Here is a 19,833-nt window from a genome sequence, read left to right on the forward strand (position 1 = left end):
CCACCCCCACACCTCCCACCCCCACACCTCCCCCCACCCCACCGAAACCTCCTACCCCACCGACGCCTCCAGCGCCCCCCGCACATCCGCGATCAGATCCTCCGCGTCCTCCACCCCCACCGACAGCCGGATGAAGCCCTCCGGTACCGCGTCGCCGCCCCAGCGGCCCCGGCGCTCGGCGGTGGACCGCACGCCCCCGAAACTCGTGGCGTCGTCCACCAGGCGCAGCGCTTCAAGGAACCGCTCGGCCCGCGCGCGGGACGGCAGCGTGAACGACACCACGCACCCATGGCGCCGCATCTGCCGCGAGGCCACTTCGTGGGACGGGTCGGTCGGCAGCCCCGGGTAGCGGACGCCGAGGTCCTCCGGCCAGTCGCGCAGGGCCTCGGCGACGGCCAGCGCGGTCGCGTTCTGCCGGTCGACCCGTAGGGGGAGCGTGGCGATCGACCGGTGGGCGAGCCATGCCTCCATGGGGCCGACGATGGCCCCGGCGATCTTCCGCCAGCGCCGTACCGCCGCCATGGCCTCGCTGTCGCGGCCGGTGACATAACCGAGCAGCAGATCCCCGTGGCCGGTGAGCTGCTTGGTGCCGCTGGCGACCGAGAAGTCGGCGCCCAGGGCCAGCGGGCGCTGGCCGAGCGGCGTGGCGAGCGTGTTGTCGACGGCGACCCGCGCCCCGCGCGCGTGCGCCGCGTCGGCGAGGCGCCGGATGTCGCAGACATCGAGCCCAGGGTTGGAGGGCGTCTCGATCCACAGCAGCCCGGCCCTGTCGAGCACGTCGAGCTGGGCGTCACCGGCCGTCGGCGCCGTACGCACCTCGATGCCGTACGCCTCCAACTGGGCGCGCACCAGTGGCAGTGCCTGGTAGCCGTCGTCCGGCAGGACGACCGTGTCGCCCGCGCGGAGCTGGGAGAAGAGCACGGCCGAGATCGCCGCCATGCCGGACGGGAAGACGAGCGTCTCGACGCCGTCCTCCCCGGGCGCCTCCAGCTCGCTGAGGGCGCGCTCCAGATGCGTCCAGGTCGGGTTCTCGTCCCGCCCGTAGGTGTACGGTCCCGTGGGCTCGCCCGGGAGATGGAAGTGCGCGGCGAAAACGGGCCCAGGGAGGGTCGGTTCGTACGGCACCGGCTCCGGGAGTCCGGCACGCACCGCGCGGGTACCGTCTCCCATCGGCGTGTCTCGGCGTGTCGTACCGGAAGCGCCCGTACCGGAAGCACCCGCACCGGAATCGCCGGTGCCGGAAGCGCCTGTGCCGGAGGCGTTCACACCGGCGCCACTCCTACCCGAACCACCCCTACCGGAGCCACTCCCACCGGAACCACTCATCCCGTCCGCCCTTCCGCGCTCTCTCTCACCGCCGCGAGCAGCCCTTCGCTCGCCGCCTCCACCATCTCAAGGCACTCCTCGAAGCCCTCCATGCCCCCGTAGTACGGGTCGGGGACGTCCAGGTCGTCGTCCGCGGCGGGGTCGTACGCGCGCAGGAGGCGCACCTTGGCCGCGTCCCGCTCGTTCGGCGCGAGGCGGCGCAGCACCTTCAGATGGCCACTGTCGAGCGCGACGACGAGATCGAAGTCGGCGAACCAGGACGCCTGGAACTGGCGGGCGCTGTGATCGGCGTCATATCCATGGGCCTCCAGAACGGCCACCGTGCGTGGGTCGGCCGGGTCGCCCTCGTGCCAGCCGCCCGTCCCGGCGCTGTCGACCACCACCCGGTCCTCCAGACCGGCGTCCGCCACCCGCGCGCGGAAGACGGATTCGGCCATCGGCGAGCGGCAGATGTTGCCGGTGCAGACGAAGCAGACGCGGTAGGTCATGCCGTACGGCCCTCTCGGTCTCGGTTCGGGGTCAGTCGCCGTCGGGAAGGATCATGTTCAGCGCCCAGGAGACGATCGAGATGATCAGGCCGCCCAGGACCGCCGTCCAGAAGCCCTCCACATGGAAACTCAGGTCGACCTTGTCGGCCAGCCAGGAGGTCAGCAGCAGCATCAGGGCGTTCACGATCAGGGTGAACAGGCCCAGGGTGAGGATCAGCAACGGCAGGCTCAACAACTGAACGAGCGGCTTCACGATGAAGTTCACGACGCCGAAGATCAGTGCGACCAGCAGCAGTGTGCCGATCTTCTTGCCGGTGCTGTCGCCGGTGAGCGTGATCTTGTCGAGCAGCCACACGGCAACCGCCAGGGCGCCCGCGTTGGCGATCGTCTTGACTACGAAATTCTTCATGTGTCTGATCGTTGCAGACCAGATCGGCTACGAGTACGGGCGTGAGGGCGACAAAACGATGAAGGCATTTCGGCTGGACGAACTGGAGGCGGAGCGCGCCGCCAATGATGGCGCCTACCTGCAGTTCCTGCGGGAGCGGAACATGTCGGCCGGACTGTACGCGCTCGACGCCGGCGAGCAGGACCCGCAGCAGCCGCACAACCAGGACGAGGTCTACTTCGTGGTCAGCGGCCGGGCCGCGATCACCGTCGGTATGGAGACGACCCAGGTGGCGCGCGGCAGCGTGGTGTACGTCCCGGCGGGCGTGGCCCACAAGTTCCATCACATCAGCGAGGATCTGCGGGTGCTGGTGATCTTCTCACCGCCGGAGGGCTGAGGCGGTGCCCCGGATTCCCTAGGGGATCGGTCAGGGGAGGACAAGGGGTGCGAGGGCCCCGCCCGGACCCCGGCCGTCCTAGCATCGAGGGCAGAACATCACACGACTCGTCGGACGGGCTGGGCCCGACCGGTACGGCACGGCCGACGGGTGGAGAGAGAAGGACAAGGGCGATGCGAGAGATCTTCGCGGGACTGCCGTGGTGGGTGAAGTGGATCGCGGTGCCGGTCGTCGCTCTGGTCGTGTTCGGCGGCCTGATAGCGACCGTCGTCGGCTTTGTGATCGGCCTGCTCTTCAAGCTGCTGATCTTCGTGGCCCTGGTCGGCGGACTGATCTACGTCGTACGGAAGTTCACTTCGAGTTCTTCGTCTCGCGACGACTGGTGAGCATGCGGGGGTGATCTCGGTGGGGGCGCTGGGGGCGTGGGGCGACTGGTGGGGGCGTCGGCGGGCCGGTGACCCGGTGACCCGGCGACCGGGGTGCGTCCGACCCCGGTGACGGATCGCGTCCGACCCGAGTGGTCGATCCCGTCCGACTCGGGTGGCGGTTCGCGTCGGACCCGGGTGACGGATCGCGGCCGAACCGGGTGACGGGTCTCACTTGGCAACCGGAGTCTCACCGGGCCACCGGATTCTCATTGCGTCCCTCGGGCGGGGGAAGTTTCCCGCAGGAGCCGACTTCCGGCCAGGGCGGACGGTTAAAGTCCGGAGCCCGCCGCGGGAGCGACCGCGAGCGGTGACCCCCCTCCCCTCCCGTGTTCCCCGCACGGGCCGACCTCTCGCGCTCCGGGAGCCACTCTTGGCCACGGTAGACACCACCCCCGCAGGCATGGGCGCGCTCCCCGCGCCCCGCACCCCCATCACTCCGGTCCGGGCCGTCCCCGCACCGGCACTGCGCGTACGACCCCCCGAGCAGCCCGCCCCCTCCAGCCCCCGCCCGCTGCGATCCGGCGGCCGGACACCCCCGGTACGCCAGCCGCAGCGCCGACCCCAGCGCCCACCGGCGGACCCTGCGGACTCCGGCCCCCAGCCACCCCCGTACACCCGGCCGCCGCACTCCCCACCGCAGCCGTACACACCCACCTCCTCCCCGCAGACACCACAGGCACCGCAGGCACCGCAGGCACCACAGCCCCGGCGGCCATCGCCACCACCATCATCGCCATCAGCACCATTGCCATCGCCATCCCCGTCGCTATCGCCTCCGCCGTCATCTCCATCGACCCTCATCGGGTCCGTGCAGCGGGCGATGCGTCTCCTGGAGTGCGTGGCCGGGCACGAACACGGCGCCCCCGCCAAGCGCCTGGCCCGTGAGACCGGCCTCGCCCTGCCCACCGCGTACCACCTGCTGCGGACCCTCGCCCACGAGGGATATCTGCGGCGCGACAAGGGCCTGTTCTTCCTCGGCGAGGCCGCGGAGCGGCTCAGCGGCAGCGCGGCCCGGCAGAAACGTCGCAGCACGATGGTCGACGCCCTTGCGCAGTGGCGGGATTCCATCGGTGCGCCCGTGTACTACGCCATGTACCGCGAGGGTGAGATCGAGATCAACTGTGTCTCCGACAGCCCCGCCAACCCGGCGGTGCAGGAGTGGGCGGGCTTCCACGAGACCGGTCACGCCCACGCGATCGGGCAGTGCCTGCTCTCCCAGCTCGACGACGACACCCGCCGCGACCATCTCGACCGCTACCCGGTGCGGACCATCACCCCCTACACCGTGCGTGACGAGAACGCGCTGCTGCGCCGCCTGAAACGGACGGGACGCATGGAACCCGTCGTGGAGCGGCAGGAATACGCGTTGGGGGTGGTGTGCGCCGCGATCCCGATCACGGTGGGCACCACGGCGGCGACGATCGCGATCTCCCTGCCCGTCCAGCAGGCCGACCGGCTGCTGCCCGCCACCCGTCAACTCCAGGGCGAGATCGGTCGCCTGCTGGGGTCACTCGCGTTCTCTATCAGTATCTGAAAACTCACTCCTTGTGATCTGCTGTGTACGTTCAGCAAGATGCCAAGAAATGTCGGGGTCCATTCCCGGCCAGTCCACCGGTAATGACGGGGTAGGCGATGCGCGAGTCCGCACAGACCGTTCAGGCAGAGGTCATGATGAGCTTCCTCGTCTCCGAGGAACTGTCCTTCCGTATTCCGGTGGAGCTGCGCTACGAGGCCACCGATCCCTATGCCGTACGACTGACCTTCCATTTGCCCGGGGATGCCCCCGTGACCTGGGTCTTCGGCCGTGAGCTGCTGGTCGACGGCATGGCCGGGCCGTGCGGCGAGGGCGATGTGCATGTGGCCCCGGCCGAGGCGGACACCTTCGGCGAGACCCTGATCCGGCTCCAGGTCGGCAGCGACCAGGCCCTGTTCCGCTCCTCGGCGGCGCCGCTGGTGGCGTTCCTCGACCGAACGGACAAGCTGGTCCCGCTGGGCCAGGAGGGTGCGCTCGCCGATTTCGACGCCCATCTCGACCAGGCCCTCGACCGCATCCTCGCGGAGGAGCAGAGCACGGGCTGAGCCATACGGCGACCGGGGCGGCGGAACGCTTCCTCAGCCGCCGGGCGCGGGGTTCGGACGGACCGGGGTGGCGGTGAGATGGGGTTCGGGGGGTACGCAGGAACGGTTCTCCGAAGTGTTCCGGGAGGTCGCTCTTTCGCAGTCGCCCATCGCAGTCGCCCGTCGCAGTTGCCCTCTTCAGTCGCCCTTCGCCGGTTGTCTTTCGCCGTTGTCTTGCGCGGTTGTCCGTCTCGCTGTCCTTCGCGGTTGTTCTTCGCGGTGTGGCCGGTCGGTCAAAGGCGACGACCGACCGGCCGATGGCCTCAGCCTTCCTCGCTCACCGCTTCCGCCGACGCCCCCGTCCGCTGCGGCCGAGCGCGGCAGGCGGGCGGACGCCGGCCGGAGGCGCCCCCTCTCCCGCCGGACCCGCCAAAGGCCCTGCGGGCACCGCCTGTCCCATCGGCAGGCGACCCGGCGCCGGACGGTCGGCGGAGACGACCAGGGCGGCGAGGGCCGTCGTCACCGGCACCGAGGCGACCAGCCCGATCGAACCGACCAGGGTCCGGACGATCTCCTGGGCGACCAGCTCACTGTTGGCGACCGTCCCCACGCTGCTCTGCGCGATCGAGAAGAGCAGCAGCAGGGGGAGCGCGGCACCCGCGTAGGCGAGGACGAGGGTGTTGACGACGGAGGCGATGTGGTCGCGGCCGATCCGGATACCGGCCCGGTACAGCCCCCGCCAGCCCATCGTGGGATTGGCCTCGTGGAGTTCCCAGACGGCGGAGGTCTGGGTGACCGTCACATCGTCGAGCACACCCAGTGAACCGATGATGATGCCGGCCAGCAGCAGACCGCTCATGTCGATCGTCGGATAGAGGCCGTGGATGAGACCGGTGTTGTCGTCCGTGTTGCCGGTCAGCGCCGCCCAGTCGATGAACAGCGAACCGAGCACCCCGATCAGCAGCAGCGAGATCAGGGTGCCGAGCACCGCGACCGAGGTTCTCGCGGACAGCCCATGGCACAGATACAGCGCGATGAGCATGATCGCGCTCGCCCCGACCACGGCGACGACCAGCGGATTCGATCCCTGGAGGATGGCGGGCAGGATGAAGAAGTTGAGAATCAGGAAGCTGATGGTCAGCGCGACCAGCGCCATCACACCGCGCAGCCGTCCGACGAGCACCACGGCCAGCGCGAAGATCCCGGCGAGCACGGCCATCGGGACCCGCCGGTTGATGTCCGCCACCGAATACTGGAGATCCTCGGGCGCGGACGGCTCGTAGGCGACCACGACCTTCTGGTCCTGCTCCAACTGACGTGACTGGTCGGGCTGGACGATCTCGGTGAACGTACGGCCCTTGTCATCGCCGGTGTCGACCCGGATTGTCGCCCGCTTGCAGGTGCCGTTCGCCTGCTGCACGGCGGAGGAGCCCTCGGCGGTGGAGGTGTCGCCGGTCGGGGTGCCGCCGGAGCCGTTCACCGTGGCGCAGTCGACCTGTTCGACCTGGGTGACCGTGGCCTCCTGGGTCTGCCGGTCGAACCCGACCCCGGTCCGCTCGTGCGCCGGGGCCCCCCCGGGCCACAGCACCGCGAGCCCGACCAGCACCGCCACACCGAACGGTACGAGGATGGCGGCGATGATCTTCCGCAGATGGGCGGAGACGGGGGTTGCGGGGCCGTGACTGTGGGAGTGACCGTGCCCACCGCCGGACCCACCACCGCCACCGGGTCCGCTCCCGCCACCGGGTTCGCCGCCGCTGCCGTGACCGGACCCGTCACCGTGACCGTGACTGTGCAGGTCACCCCGACGACCGTCGTCTCCGTGACCTGGACCATGAGTGTGACGGTGGCCGTGACCGTGATGGTGATCGCCGCCATGACCGCCGTACCCGTCATCGGCACCCTGCCCGGCACCGGGGTTCGGCCCGTAGGAGCCCTGGGCAGGCCCCGACCCGAAGCCCTGCCCCTGGGGCCCGGCGAAATCCTGCGGCCGGGGCGGAGGCCCACCGAACTGGGGAACATGCCCACCGGGCTGAGGCACTGACCCACCCGGCCGGGGCACTTGCCCACTAGGCCGGGGCACTTGCCCGCCGGGCCGCGGCACTTGCCCGCCGGGACCCCGCCCGCCCGCATCAGACCCGTTCTCCTGATCCCGCGCCCCAAGCCGACGCACGGAACCAGTCTCGTAATCCGGCCCGGAACCCACCTCAGGCCCCGCCCCCGGCACCATCCCAGGCCCCGCCCCCGGCACCATCCCGGTCGCCGCCCCAGGTACCGCACCCGGCACGACCCCGGCCCCACCCCCAGACCCCTCGCCGGACGCAGGCCCGGCCAAGGGCCCGGACGGACCAGTCAACCCGGACAACCCAGACAGCCCAGCCAGCCCCGACGGCCCGGAGGGAGGACCTTGTGGGGGCCCGGACGGAGGGACGAGAGGATCCTGCGGTGTGGTCACCGACCGATCATCGCAAGAACGACAGGGGCCCTCTGTTCACCGCGCCCGAATTGACGCTAGCGTGGGGGCACCTTTGTACACGCGGGAGCTCGGAGCACCGGGCTGAGAGGGCGCTGACCTTCGTCTTCGCGATGTTTCACGTGGAACATCAGCCACCACGAGTGATGAATCCCATGGAACGCCGACAGACGGACACCGCTGCGTCGACCGCTGAACCTGTTACCGGGTAATGCCGGCGTAGGGAGTAGGTCTCATGACCATCAAGGACACACGCACGCCTTCCTCCACCCAGGACCCCGGCTCCGGCGGGGCGTCCGGCGCGGAGGCCGGGAAGTCCATCGGCTGGCACAAGGCGTACGTCGAGGGCACCCGCCCCGACCTGCGGGTACCGGTCCGCCAGGTGCACCTCACCAACGGGCGGTCGGTCACGCTGTACGACACATCGGGCCCGTACACCGATCCGCTCGCCGAGACCGATGTCCGCAGGGGACTGGCCCCGCTGCGGGAGAACTGGATCATCGCCCGCGGGGACACCGAGGAGTACGCGGGCCGTCCCGTCCGCCCCGAGGACGACGGCGTCAAGCACACCTCGCCGCGCGGCGGGCTGCGCAATCTGGACGCCGTCTTCCCCGGCCGCGCCCGTCAGCCGCGCCGCAGCCGTGACGGCGCCGCGGTGACCCAACTCGCCTATGCCCGCCGGGGCGAGATCACTCCCGAGATGGAGTTCGTGGCGATCCGGGAGAACGTCGCACCCGAGGTGGTCCGCGAGGAGATCGCGGCGGGCCGGGCCGTGCTGCCCGCCAACGTCAATCACCCGGAGATCGAGCCGATGATCATCGGCAAACGGTTCCTGGTGAAGGTCAACGCCAACATCGGCAACTCGGCGGTGACCTCCTCCATCGAGGAGGAGGTGGAGAAGATGACCTGGGCGACCCGCTGGGGCGCCGACACGGTCATGGACCTGTCCACCGGCCGCAATATCCACACCACCCGCGAATGGGTGCTGCGCAACTCCCCCGTCCCCATCGGCACCGTCCCGCTCTACCAGGCCCTGGAGAAGGTCGACGGCCGGGCCGAGGAGCTGACCTGGGAGGTCTACAAGGACACGGTGATCGAACAGGCCGAGCAGGGCGTGGACTACATGACCGTCCACGCGGGCGTCCGGCTGCCGTACGTACCGCTCACCGCGAACCGCAAGACCGGGATCGTCTCGCGCGGCGGCTCGATCATGGCCGCCTGGTGCCTGGCCCACCACAAGGAATCGTTTCTCTACGAGAACTTCGAGGAACTCTGCGAGATCCTCGCCGCCTACGACATCACCTACTCCCTCGGTGACGGGCTGCGGCCGGGCTCCATCGCGGACGCCAACGACGAGGCACAGTTCGCGGAGTTGCGCACACTCGGGGAACTCAACCGGATCGCGAAGCGTTTCCATGTACAGACGATGATCGAAGGCCCGGGACATGTCCCGATGCACAAGATCAAGGAGAACATCGACCTTCAGCAGGAGATCTGCGATGAAGCTCCGTTCTATACGCTCGGCCCGCTGACGACGGACGTCGCGCCGGCGTACGACCACATCACCTCCGGCATCGGCGCCGCCATGATCGCCTGGTGGGGCACGGCGATGCTCTGCTACGTCACCCCCAAGGAACACCTGGGCCTGCCCAACCGTGACGACGTCAAGACCGGCGTCATCACCTACAAGATCGCCGCCCATGCCGCCGATCTCGCCAAGGGACACCCGGGTGCCCAGGAGTGGGACGACGCGCTGTCCGACGCCCGTTTCGAGTTCCGCTGGGAGGACCAGTTCAATCTGGCCCTCGACCCGGACACGGCCCGTGAGTTCCACGACGAGACCCTCCCGGCGGAGCCCGCCAAGACGGCCCACTTCTGCTCCATGTGCGGCCCGAAGTTCTGCTCGATGAAGATCTCCCAGGACATCCGCCGGGCACACGGCGGGTCGAAGGCGGAGATCGAGGAAGGCATGGCCCAGAAGTCGAAGGAGTTCGCGGCGGCGGGCAACCGGGTGTATCTGCCCCTCGCCGACTGAGTCACCGGGGCCGGGGCTGAGACCGGCTGAGCGACCAAGCCACCGGTGACCGATGACTGGGGCCGACCGGCCGGGTCCGGTGTTCCGTCCCGCCGCGGAAGTTGCGGGAGGGGGGACGCCAGGGCCCGGGGCGGTCGGCAGACTGGGGGAATGACATCGAGTTCGCTGAGCAAGGGTGCCAACCTTCCGGTCGACTCCGCGCAGGTGCGGGTCGAACTGCGCTGGTCCGGAGGGCCCGGTGTGCCGGACGTCGACGCCTCCGCGCTGCTGCTCACCGCCGCGGGGCGGGTGCGCGACGACGCCGACTTCGTGTTCTACAACCAGCCGCACCACGCCTCCGGAGCCGTCACCCACCAGGGGAAGCAGCAGACGGGGGCGGGGTCGACGGACACGGTCGGGGTGAGCCTCGGCGCGCTGGAGCCGGACATCGAGCGGGTCGTGCTGTGCGCCTCGGCCGACGGCGGGACGTTCGGCCAGGTACCGGGGCTGACCCTGCGGCTGCTGGACGCCGGAACCTCGTCGGAGCTGGCCCGGTTCGAGATGGCGGCGACGACCGAGACCGCGTTCATCGGGGGTGAGCTGTACCGACGGCAGGGAAAGTGGAAGTTCCGTGCCGTGGGCCAGGGCTATGCCTCCGGGCTCGCGGGACTGGCGACCGACTTCGGGATCAGCGTCGACGAGCCGGAGAGCGCTTCGCAGCACGCCCCGCAGAACCCGGCGCCCACCCCCACCCCAACCACCCGCACTCTGACCCCGCCCACCCCGACCACCCCCACCCCGGCGCCGCGGACACCGGCCTCCGCGCCCCCGCCCCCGATACCCCGGGCGGCGCCGACAGCGTCCGGCTCGTCCGGATCCGCCGGTCCCCGCCTCACCAAGGGCGAGGAGAAGCTGCCCGTCGACATGCGCAAGCGGCTGTCCCTGCGCAAGGAGCAGGTGGCGGTCAGTCTGCGCAAACACGGCGCGGAGGGCGTCGTCGCACGGGTGATCCTCGTGCTCGACGCCTCGGGGTCGATGTCCCCGCTGTACACGCGCGGGGTGGTCGCCGATGTCGTGGAGCGGATGGCGGCGGTGGCGGCGCAACTGGACGACGACGGGGAGATGCAGGCATGGACGTTCGCGTCGAACCCCGCGCGGCTGCCCGATCTGAAGCTGGGGGAGCTGCCCGAGTGGCTGCGCCTGCATGTCCGGGTCGGCCAGTTGAGCCTCTTCGGGCGCAAGAAGCCGCAGCGCGGCCTCCAGCCGGGGCAGGTGGACATGCGGGCGGTGGGGATCCAGAACGAGGAACAGAAGGTGATCGCCGAGGTACGCGACTACGCGAGACGGCATCCGGCCGCGGCACCCACGCTGGTGCTGTTCTTCTCCGACGGCGGGGTCTATCGCAACGACCAGATCGAGAGAGAGCTGCGGGAGGCGGTGGAGGAGCCGGTCTTCTGGCAGTTCGTGGGACTGGGAAAGGCCAACTACGGGGTGCTGGAGCGGTTCGACACCCTGTCCGGCCGCCGGGTCGACAACGTCGGCTTCTTCGCCGTGGACGACATCAGCTCGGTCCCCGACGCGGAGCTGTACGACCGGTTGCTGTCGGAGTTCCCGAGCTGGATCACGGCCGCGCGCCGCGCCGGGATCCTCTGAAGGGAGCGCACCTCCCACGGGGGCATCTCCCACGGGGGCACCTGCTACGGGGGCACCTTCCGCAGGGCCCGCTCACCCGTGCCGCTCACCCGCCACGCCCCTGTGCCGTGTGTGCCGCTCACACACACGCCCCCGTCACGGCGCGCCGTGAGGACTGTCGCCGGGCGGTGCCCGCCCTCGTCGGCGGGTGTACCGCTCGGTTCCGGTCCGCCGGCGTCCGTGCGGGAGCGCAGGCGACGCGGGGCGGGACTACTCCGGCTTGTGCTCCGGTCCCCCGAAGTCCGGGCTGGTGTAGTCCGGGCTGCTGAACCTCGGGCGGGAGCCCGGGGAACCGTCGCCGGGGCTGGTGAAGCCGGGGCGGTCGTAGCCCAGGTGCGGCATCCGACCGCGCGGTGCGGACGGCGTCGTACTGTGCATGGCCGCCGGTCCGGGAGCGGTGGCGAGCTGGTCGCGCAGGAACGGCATGATGCCGCGCTCCAGCAGCGCATCGCGCCAGGCTTCCCTGGCCCGTGCCACCTCCCCACCCGGTTCGCCGTAGGGACCGCTCTCCCTCGACGGCCGGTTGCGCAGGGCGGTGATCAGCAGTCCGACGGCGGCGATCAGGATCGCCACGGCGGTCACCCCGCCGAAGACCCAGCCCGTGGTGAGCAGGGTCTCGCCGAACGTCAGATCGGGCGCGACCATTCTGAGGAGGTATCCGACCAGCAGAAAGATCGCCGCGGCCGTACCGGCGAGGACGGGAGCCAGCACCGCGACGACGGCGACGACACCGGCGCCGGCGGCCTCGCCGACCTCTCCCACCGTGGTGGCGAGCCCCACCGAACCCGAACCCGGACCCGGCTCGTGGGAGCCGGAGTCATGGAGGGGTGACGGGGCGGCGGACGGCGCCGGGTGGCGCAGATCCTCGCGGACCTTCACATAGTGCTGGTACTCGATCGCCGCGGCGGTCGTTATCTGGGCCGTGGCGTTGAGTGCCATGGTGCGCAGTTGTTCCGGGTTGAGCCGCTGGCCGACCGATGCCAGCTCCGGACGGTGTGGTGCGGAGCGCAGCGCCTCATCGAGGATCCGCTCGTACTCTTGGCGGTCCTCGCTCAGCAGGTGCTGCGGAACGCTGTTCATGTGCATCCCCCGATGCTCCGTAGGGCTTGGGGCTCGCATGCGGACGAGCCGTCGGGCAGAAACGGAGGGGAGCCTGCTACGGATAAGCCGATGGTAGAGCGGCGACGGCACACGGTGACAGGGGGTTTACCGAAATTGCCCTGTGTTCCGCGCGGTCGCACGCCGTTCCGGTGGGACGGTTGGGAGGGGTCGCCTGCCCCGGAAAACGTCAGCCATGCAGGGGAAGTTGCTGTACCAGCAGCTTTCCGGCCATGGTGACTCCGCCGTCCATGGCGATGGCGAGGCCACCGGCGTAGAGGTGCGGCCCCTCGACCGCGGGCCGGGACTCGTCCTCACCCTCCTCGGAACCCACTTCGCCCAGCAGATACGGAATCGGGCTGTGGCCATGAACGATACGGGTGCCGCCGTACGTATCGAGCAGGGAGCGAACGGCGTCGGCGCCGCCCTCGTCGCGGAAGGAGAAGCGCTTGGTGAACTTGCGGAAGAGGTCCCAGACTTCGTCCGGATCGTTGCGGGTGAGGGTCTCGCGGACGGTGTCGTTGACTTCTTCGATGGACCGGCCGTAGTCGAGGTAGGCGGTGGTGTCCGAGTGGACGAGGAGATGGTCGTCGATCTCCTCCATGGCGTCGAGGCGGGCCATCCACTGGAGATGGTGGTCCTGGAGGCGGTCCATGTCGACCTTCTGGCCGCCGTTGAGCAGCCAGGCGGCCTGGAAGGTGGCGGTTCCGGCGCCGGAGTTGACCGGGGTGTCGCCGAACCGCTTGGCGCCGATGAGCAGCAGTTCGTGATTGCCCATCAGGGCCTTGCAGTAGCCGCCGGCGGCGGCGGCCTCGGCGGACAGCCGCATCACCAGGTCGATGACACCGATGCCATCGGGCCCGCGGTCGGTGAAGTCACCGAGGAACCACAGCCGGGCGGTGCCCGCGCACCACTGTCCGGCGTCGTCGATCAGACCCTGCTCATGGAGCGCGGCGACGAGTTCGTCGAGGTAGCCGTGGACATCGCCGACGACATACAGCGGGCCGGACCCGGCGTCGGGGTGCTCGGCGGCGCCGGTCTCGGTGGCCGGGGTGACGGTCACCTGGAGGGTGTCGCCGCGGTTGATCACCGGCAGGTCGCGCTGAGTCGGTGTGTAACCCTCGGGCTCGTCGAGGGGGTGCGCGGCCGGGGCGGAGGCAGCCGGCGCCGGGGCCTCGGCGGGGTGCGCGCCGGGGGCATAGGGGCCGGCCTCATGGACGTACGCGGGCACCCGGAAGTCGCGCAACGTCGCCGTCCGCTCCACCTCGGGTCCCTGACCGGCCCCCTGAGTCATCGACCCCTCCACCATCGCCGCCGCTGCACCGCATCGGACTGCCTGGTCGCAGCGGCCCGCGGTGTCGTGGGCCCATCATAGGAATGCGGATCGTGCCATGTGATGACCCAGGGGTGGTGAATCGGAGCAAGACTCCTGTTCACCGCGGCTTTCGCCCCGATTGGGTCGGGCTTTGCCCTCCCTCCGCCGGGTGCGACGGCCCCTTGACGGGACGGCCCCATCGGGCGACACGCCGCTTGGGGGAGCGTCCGGTGGGGGAAGCGCCGCTCGGGGAACGCCCTCGGAACCGCGCGGCGCCGTGAGGACCGGGCCACGCCCCCGGCGCGGCGCCGCGACGCCCCGGGGCGGAACACACCGAGGGCGGGACCACGGCGACCGCCGCTGCCCCGCCCTCGGGTCCGGCCGACCCCGTCCCGCATCGCGGCGCTACCGGTTGTCCGGTGACCTCGGGGGGCTGACCGTGGTGCGTGGCGACCGCCGCTGGGACGACGTCCGCACGATCAGTTCCGTCGGTATCACCTGCTCGACCGGGTGGTCGGTGTCGACGCCCTCGATGGCGTCGATGAGGAGCTGGACGACGGCCGTGCCGATGCGGCGGGGCTTCAGGGAGAGCGTGGTGATGGGCGGCTCGGTGTTGGCGTACACCGTGGATTCGCTACAGCACACCAACAGCAGATCGTCCGGGACCCGCAGTCCGTAGCGGCGGGCGGCGGCCAGCAGATCGGTGCCGTTCGGGTCGAAGAGTCCGTAGACCGCGTCCGGGCGGTCCGGGCGGGCGAGCAGACGGTCGGCGGCGACGGCGCCCGCGCACGGGTCGTGGGCGGGGTACGCCTCGTACACCGGATCCTGACCCATGCGTTCGCACCAGTGAAGGTATGCGGTGGTGGAGAGATGGGTGTAGGTGTCGGTCGTGGTGCCGGTCAGGAGGCCGATCCTGCGGGCGCCCGCGTCGGCGAGATGGTCGAGGATGCCGAGGACGGCGGCCTCGTGGTCGTTGTCCACCCACGCGGTGACCGGCAGCGCCCCGGCCGGGCGGCCGTCGGAGACGACGGGTAAGCCCTGCCGTACCAGCTCGCTGACCACCGGGTCCTGGTCGGACGGGTCGATGACGACCGTGCCGTCCAGGGCGACGTTGGACCAGACGTCGTGGCGTGAGGTCGCCGGGAGGATGACGAGGGCGTAGCCGCGGGCGAGCGCGGCGGAGGTGGCGGCTCTGGCCATCTCGGCGAAGTACGCGAACTCGGTGAAGGTGAAAGGTTCATCCCCGTACGTCGTCACGGTCAGGCCGATCAGTCCCGACTTGCCGGTACGGAGGGTCCGGGCGGCGGCCGAAGGGCGGTATCCGAGCCGGTCGGCGACCTCACGAACGTGGCGTCGGGTGGCATCGGGGAGTCTGCCCTTGCCGTTCAGGGCATCGGAGACGGTCGTGATGGACACTCCGGCGGCGGCGGCCACGTCTCTGATGCCCGCTCGGCTCGGCCGGCTGCCTCGACGTGAGGTTTCCGCGCGGCTCACCTGGTGCTTCCCTGCTGCTGTCATGGCGAGCCGATAGTAGGGCTCAGGCGGCGGGGTAGGGCGGGCGCATATGCACCCGTTGACAGGCACGTTTCTGCATGGTCGCACGGGATGAATTACCTTGGAATGTAAGGGACTTGGCGGCCTATTGTGCAGTACGTGACTTGTCGGCGAGCACCCGCCTGCCAAGTGCCCGATGTTTCGAAGAGGTCTCAACTCACCTTCATGGGGGATGCGCGCCACGGCGTGAGCCACCGGCGCGTAGATATATGTGAGGCGCCCCCGGTATTCGTACAGATTCGTACGATGATGACCCTGATGTCTCTGATGCCTGTGGGGAGGGTGGGACTCGGTCGAACGGAGGGGGGAGGGGTGGTGAACTTCGGGGGTGTTCGGGTCCAGTTCTCGGGGCCTGTCCTCTCAGGGCCTGTCCTCTCGGGATCTGTCTTCTCGGGACCTGGGGCCTGTTCTCGGCCCCGCCCCAGGAGGTGTGCCGAGGTCGGGGCCGGGCGCCGGGGGCGTCGCCCCGGAACGTTGCCTCGCCGCCGACCGCTACGCAGCGCGGCCGAATCCTCCTAAGGTATGCAGTATTGGATGCCGGGGGCAGTGATGGGCCGCCGGTGGTCGCGAGGAGGACTGCGGTGACCGAGACGAGCCCCAGGCTGCGCGCCGTGCTGGAGGGGATCCCCACCTACAAGCCGGGCAAGCCGGCCCCGTCCGGCGGGCCGGAAGCGTACAAGCTGTCCTCCAACGAGAACCCCTATCCGCCGCTGCCCGGGGTGCTGGAGCAGGTCTCGGCCGCCGTCTCGTCCTTCAACCGCTACCCCGACCTGGCCTGCACCGGGCTGGTGAACGAGCTGTCGGACCGGTTCGGGGTGCCGCTCACGCATCTCGCCACCGGCACCGGCTCGGTCGGCGTCGCCCAGCAGCTCATCCAGGCCACCGCGGGCCCCGGCGACGAGGTGCTCTACGCCTGGCGGTCCTTCGAGGCGTACCCGATCATCACGCAGATCAGCGGGGCGCGGTCGGTGCAGGTGCCGCTGACCGGCGGCGAGGTGCACGATCTGGACGCTATGGCGGACGCGATCACCGAGCGGACCCGGCTCATCTTCGTATGCAATCCCAACAACCCCACCGGCACCGTGGTGCGGCGGCCCGAGCTGGAGCGGTTCCTGGACCGGGTGCCCGGCGATGTCCTGGTGGTGCTGGACGAGGCGTACCGGGAGTTCATCCGTGATCCCGAGGTGCCCGACGGCATCGAGCTGTACCGGAACCGGCCGAACGTGTGTGTGCTGAGGACCTTCTCCAAGGCGTACGGCCTGGCCGGGCTGCGGGTCGGTTTCGCCGTGGCGCACGAGCCGGTGGCGGCGGCGCTGCGCAAGACGGCGGTGCCGTTCGGGGTGAGCCAGTTGGCGCAGGAGGCGGCCATTGCCTCGCTGCGGGCGGAGGACGAGTTGCTCGGGCGGGTCGGTTCGCTGGTGTGCGAGCGCACCCGGGTGGCCGACGGGCTGCGCGCCCAGGGCTGGACGGTGCCGGAGACGCAGGCCAATTTCGTCTGGCTGCGGCTGGGGGAGCGTACGACGGCGTTCGCCCAGGCGTGTGAGCGGGCCGGGGTCGTGGTGCGGCCGTTCGCGGGCGAGGGGGTCCGGGTGACGATCGGCGAGACCGAGGGGAACGACATCTTCCTCAGGGCGGCGGAGACGTTCCGCAAGGAGCTGTAGCGCTCCGCTCCGGGGGGAGGGGAAGGAGCGGGTAGCGGTGGTGGTGATCGGGCACGGTGCGTCCAGGGCGCCGTGCCCTTTCGCATGCCCCCCGTGTGCCGTCCGCGTGCCGCCCGGGTGCCGTCCGCGTGCCCCCCGTGTGCCGCCCGCGTGCCGTCCGGGTGCGTCCCGCATGCCCCCCCGCATGTCGGTCGCGTGCGTCCCGCTCGTGTGGTCCGGGTCACTGATCGGAGCGGCAGGGGGACCCCCTGTCAAGAGTCGAAAATCGGTACGTCATAATGGCTTGTGAATGTGAACGCGTTCACAAGCGTGTCCCGGTTGCTCCCTTGTTGGGTGTGACATAAGGGGCAAACTGCCACTGTGTCCACGGCGATGTAAGGAGACTGACGACGTGGAAATGGCTTTGGCGCCAGAGACCCTGGCGCGTTGGCAGTTCGGCATCACGACCGTCTACCACTTCCTGTTCGTCCCCCTGACGATCTCGCTGGCCGCCCTCACAGCCGGACTCCAGACCGCCTGGGTGCGCACGGAGAAGGAGAAGTACCTCAGAGCCACCAAGTTCTGGGGCAAGCTCTTCCTGATCAATATCGCGATGGGCGTGGTCACCGGCATCGTCCAGGAGTTCCAGTTCGGAATGAACTGGTCCGACTACTCCCGGTTCGTCGGTGACATCTTCGGCGCGCCGCTCGCCTTCGAGGCGTTGATCGCCTTCTTCTTCGAGTCGACCTTCATCGGGCTGTGGATCTTCGGCTGGGACAAGCTGCCGAAGAGGATCCATCTGGCCTGTATCTGGATGGTGTCGATCGGCACGATCCTGTCGGCGTACTTCATCCTCGCGGCCAACTCCTGGATGCAGCACCCGGTCGGCTACAAGATCAACGGAGAGCGCGGCCGGGCCGAGCTGACGGACTTCTGGCTGGTGCTGACCCAGAACACCGCGCTGGCCCAGGCGTTCCACACGCTCTCCGCGGCCTTCCTCACCGGTGGCGCCTTCATGGTCGGTATCGCGGCCTTCCACCTGGTGCGCAAGCGGCACATCAGCGAGATGCGGACCTCGCTGCGGCTCGGCCTGGTGACCGTGGCGATCGGCGGACTGTTCACCGCGATCAGCGGCGACACCCTCGGCAAGATCATGTACGAGCAGCAGCCGATGAAGATGGCCGCCGCCGAGGCCCTCTGGGACGGCGAGGCCCCGGCACCCTTCTCGATCTTCGCCTACGGCGATGTCGACGAGGGCCACAACAAGGTCGCCCTGGAGATTCCCGGCCTGCTGTCCTTCCTGGCCCACAGCGACTTCAGCTCGTTCGTCCCCGGCATCAACGATGTGAACGCGGCCGAGCAGGAGAAGTACGGACCCGGCGACTACCGGCCCAACATCGCGGTCGCCTACTGGGGCTTCCGCTGGATGATCGGCTTCGGGATGACCTCCCTGGCCATCGGGCTGCTCGGGCTGTGGCTGACCCGCAAGAAGTTCCTGCTGTCCCGGCAGTACCGGACCGGTGAGGACGAGGTGCCGAACCTGGTCCTGCTGCGCAAGCCCCTGGGCGACCGGGTCGGCAAGTGGTACTGGCGGATCGCGATCTGGACCCTGGCCTTCCCGCTGATCGCCAACTCCTGGGGCTGGATCTTCACCGAGATGGGCCGCCAGCCCTGGGTCGTCTACGGGCTCTTCCAGACCCGTGACGCGGTCTCCCCCGGGGTCTCCCAGGGCGAGGTCCTCACCTCGATGATCGTCTTCACCACGCTCTACGCGATCCTCGCCGTGATCGAGGTCAAGCTGCTCGCCAAGTACATCAAGGCCGGGCCGCCCGAGCTGACCGAGGCCGATCTCAACCCGCCCACGAAGATCGGCGGCGACTCCCGTGACGCCGACAAGCCGATGGCTTTCTCCTACTAGGCCGAGGGAGCTGCACAGTCATGGAACTGCACGATGTCTGGTTCGTTCTGATCGCCGTCCTGTGGATCGGCTACTTCTTCCTGGAGGGCTTCGACTTCGGGGTCGGGGTGCTCACCAAGCTGCTGGCCCGCAACCGGCCCGAGAAGCGGGTGCTGATCAACACCATCGGCCCGGTCTGGGACGGCAACGAGGTGTGGCTGCTCAGCGCGGGCGGCGCGACCTTCGCCGCCTTCCCCGAGTGGTACGCCACGCTCTTCTCCGGCTTCTATCTGCCGCTGCTGATCATCCTGGTCTCGCTGATCGTGCGGGGGGTGGCCTTCGAGTACCGGGCCAAGCGGCCCGAGGAGAAGTGGCAGCGCAACTGGGAGAACGCGATCTTCTGGTGCTCGCTGATCCCCGCCTTCCTGTGGGGTGTGGCCTTCGGCAACATCGTGCGCGGGGTGAAGATCGACCAGAACTTCGAGTACGTGGGCAACGTCTGGGATCTGCTCAACCCCTACGCCCTGCTGGGCGGGGTGGTGACGCTGACCCTGTTCACCTTCCACGGGGCGGTGTTCACGGCGCTGAAGACGGTCGGTGACATCCGGGAGCGGGCGCGCAAGCTGGCCCTGTGGGTCGGTCTGCTCACCGCCGTGGCGGCGCTGGCGTTCCTGCTCTGGACCCAGGTCCGGGACGGCAACGGCTGGAGCCTGATCGCCCTGGTGGTGGCGGTGGTGGCGCTGGTCGCGGCGCTCGGGGCCAACCAGAGGGGGCGCGAGGGCTGGTCGTTCGCCTTCTCCGGGGTGACCATCGTCGCCGCCGTGGCGATGCTGTTCCTCTCGCTCTTCCCGGATGTCATGCCGTCCTCGCTCAACGCGGACTGGAGCCTCACGGTCTCCAACGCCTCGTCGAGCCCCTACACCCTGAAGATCATGACCTGGTGCGCGGCGATCGCCACTCCGATCGTGCTGCTCTACCAGTCCTGGACCTACTGGGTGTTCCGCAAGCGGATCGGTACCCAGCACATCGCCGACCCCGTGCACTGAGTCCGGCATCCGGTGTCGG

At 69.7% G+C, this 19,833-nt stretch carries 17 protein-coding genes and 1 riboswitch; of the genes, 10 read left to right on the forward strand and 7 right to left on the reverse strand.

Annotated features, from left to right (window positions below):
- Positions 1-51 precede the first annotated feature (51 nt).
- From AB0O01_RS27140 to AB0O01_RS27150, 3 genes are all read right to left on the reverse strand, one after another.
- Positions 52-1,170, reverse strand: coding sequence for a cystathionine gamma-lyase (locus tag AB0O01_RS27140; protein WP_365317322.1), 1,119 nt, complete (start codon positions 1,168-1,170; stop codon positions 52-54).
- Between the two features lie 152 nt (positions 1,171-1,322).
- Positions 1,323-1,814, reverse strand: coding sequence for a low molecular weight protein-tyrosine-phosphatase (locus AB0O01_RS27145; RefSeq protein ID WP_365317323.1), 492 nt, complete (start codon positions 1,812-1,814; stop codon positions 1,323-1,325).
- A 31-nt stretch (positions 1,815-1,845) separates the two neighbouring features.
- On the reverse strand, positions 1,846-2,223 hold the full coding sequence (locus tag AB0O01_RS27150; RefSeq protein WP_365317325.1) for a phage holin family protein: 378 nt from the start codon (positions 2,221-2,223) through the stop codon (positions 1,846-1,848).
- 58 nt (positions 2,224-2,281) lie between these two features.
- On the opposite strand from AB0O01_RS27150, the gene AB0O01_RS27155 reads away from it, so the two are divergent.
- The 4 genes from AB0O01_RS27155 (at position 2,282) to AB0O01_RS27170 (ending at position 5,106) form a co-directional block, all read left to right on the forward strand.
- Entirely contained in the window at positions 2,282-2,599 is a 318-nt protein-coding gene (locus AB0O01_RS27155; protein ID WP_355739285.1) for a cupin domain-containing protein, read from the forward strand.
- A 173-nt stretch (positions 2,600-2,772) separates the two neighbouring features.
- The gene (locus AB0O01_RS27160; protein ID WP_365317326.1) at positions 2,773-2,985 is read left to right on the forward strand and encodes a DUF5326 family protein; all 213 of its coding nucleotides are present in this window, start codon (positions 2,773-2,775) and stop codon (positions 2,983-2,985) included.
- A gap of 787 nt (positions 2,986-3,772) precedes the next feature.
- Positions 3,773-4,561 carry a helix-turn-helix domain-containing protein gene (locus tag AB0O01_RS27165; RefSeq protein WP_365317328.1) on the forward strand — a complete coding sequence of 263 codons (789 nt, stop codon included), beginning with the start codon at positions 3,773-3,775 and terminating at the stop codon, positions 4,559-4,561.
- A 98-nt stretch (positions 4,562-4,659) separates the two neighbouring features.
- Positions 4,660-5,106 carry an SsgA family sporulation/cell division regulator gene (locus AB0O01_RS27170; protein ID WP_365317329.1) on the forward strand — a complete coding sequence of 149 codons (447 nt, stop codon included), beginning with the start codon at positions 4,660-4,662 and terminating at the stop codon, positions 5,104-5,106.
- Between the two features lie 316 nt (positions 5,107-5,422).
- Here the strand turns inward: AB0O01_RS27170 and AB0O01_RS27175 are convergent, their stop codons facing one another.
- Positions 5,423-6,883, reverse strand: coding sequence for a YibE/F family protein (locus AB0O01_RS27175; protein ID WP_365317603.1), 1,461 nt, complete (start codon positions 6,881-6,883; stop codon positions 5,423-5,425).
- On the opposite strand from AB0O01_RS27175, the gene AB0O01_RS27180 reads away from it, so the two are divergent.
- The 3 genes from AB0O01_RS27180 to AB0O01_RS27190 all read left to right on the forward strand — a co-directional run bounded on the left by AB0O01_RS27180 (position 6,782) and on the right by AB0O01_RS27190 (position 11,225).
- Complete coding sequence (locus tag AB0O01_RS27180; protein WP_365317633.1) at positions 6,782-7,129, forward strand: hypothetical protein; 348 nt, start codon at positions 6,782-6,784, stop codon at positions 7,127-7,129. The genes AB0O01_RS27175 and AB0O01_RS27180 overlap by 102 nt on opposite strands.
- Before the next feature lie 482 nt (positions 7,130-7,611).
- Positions 7,612-7,801, forward strand: a riboswitch (TPP riboswitch).
- Positions 7,794-9,593, forward strand: a complete 1,800-nt coding sequence (thiC, locus tag AB0O01_RS27185; RefSeq protein WP_365317331.1) for a phosphomethylpyrimidine synthase ThiC — start codon at positions 7,794-7,796, stop codon at positions 9,591-9,593. It overlaps the preceding riboswitch by 8 nt.
- A 150-nt stretch (positions 9,594-9,743) precedes the next feature.
- Positions 9,744-11,225, forward strand: a complete 1,482-nt coding sequence (locus tag AB0O01_RS27190) for a VWA domain-containing protein (RefSeq protein ID WP_365317333.1) — start codon at positions 9,744-9,746, stop codon at positions 11,223-11,225.
- Between the two features lie 249 nt (positions 11,226-11,474).
- On the opposite strand, the gene AB0O01_RS27195 is transcribed toward AB0O01_RS27190, so the two are convergent.
- From AB0O01_RS27195 to AB0O01_RS27205, 3 genes are all read right to left on the reverse strand, one after another.
- Positions 11,475-12,350 (reverse strand): hypothetical protein, encoded by an 876-nt coding sequence (locus tag AB0O01_RS27195; RefSeq protein WP_365317334.1) that lies wholly within the window; start codon positions 12,348-12,350, stop codon positions 11,475-11,477.
- A gap of 202 nt (positions 12,351-12,552) precedes the next feature.
- Positions 12,553-13,671, reverse strand: coding sequence for a metallophosphoesterase family protein (locus tag AB0O01_RS27200; RefSeq protein WP_365317336.1), 1,119 nt, complete (start codon positions 13,669-13,671; stop codon positions 12,553-12,555).
- A gap of 411 nt (positions 13,672-14,082) precedes the next feature.
- Positions 14,083-15,195: a LacI family DNA-binding transcriptional regulator gene (locus tag AB0O01_RS27205; protein ID WP_365317337.1), complete on the reverse strand. Its 1,113-nt coding sequence runs from the start codon at positions 15,193-15,195 to the stop codon at positions 14,083-14,085.
- A 617-nt stretch (positions 15,196-15,812) separates the two neighbouring features.
- Here AB0O01_RS27205 and hisC point away from each other — a divergent pair.
- From hisC to cydB, 3 genes are all read left to right on the forward strand, one after another.
- On the forward strand, positions 15,813-16,892 hold the full coding sequence (gene hisC / locus AB0O01_RS27210) for a histidinol-phosphate transaminase (protein WP_365317339.1): 1,080 nt from the start codon (positions 15,813-15,815) through the stop codon (positions 16,890-16,892).
- 391 nt (positions 16,893-17,283) lie between these two features.
- A complete protein-coding gene (locus AB0O01_RS27215) occupies positions 17,284-18,789 on the forward strand; it encodes a cytochrome ubiquinol oxidase subunit I (RefSeq protein WP_365317341.1) in 1,506 nt (501 codons plus the stop codon).
- A gap of 20 nt (positions 18,790-18,809) precedes the next feature.
- A complete protein-coding gene (gene cydB, locus AB0O01_RS27220; protein ID WP_365317343.1) occupies positions 18,810-19,814 on the forward strand; it encodes a cytochrome d ubiquinol oxidase subunit II in 1,005 nt (334 codons plus the stop codon).
- Positions 19,815-19,833 lie beyond the last annotated feature (19 nt).

The sequence above is a fragment of the Streptomyces sp. NPDC093252 genome, from assembly GCF_040683675.1.
Taxonomy (GTDB): Bacteria; Actinomycetota; Actinomycetes; order Streptomycetales; family Streptomycetaceae; genus Streptomyces.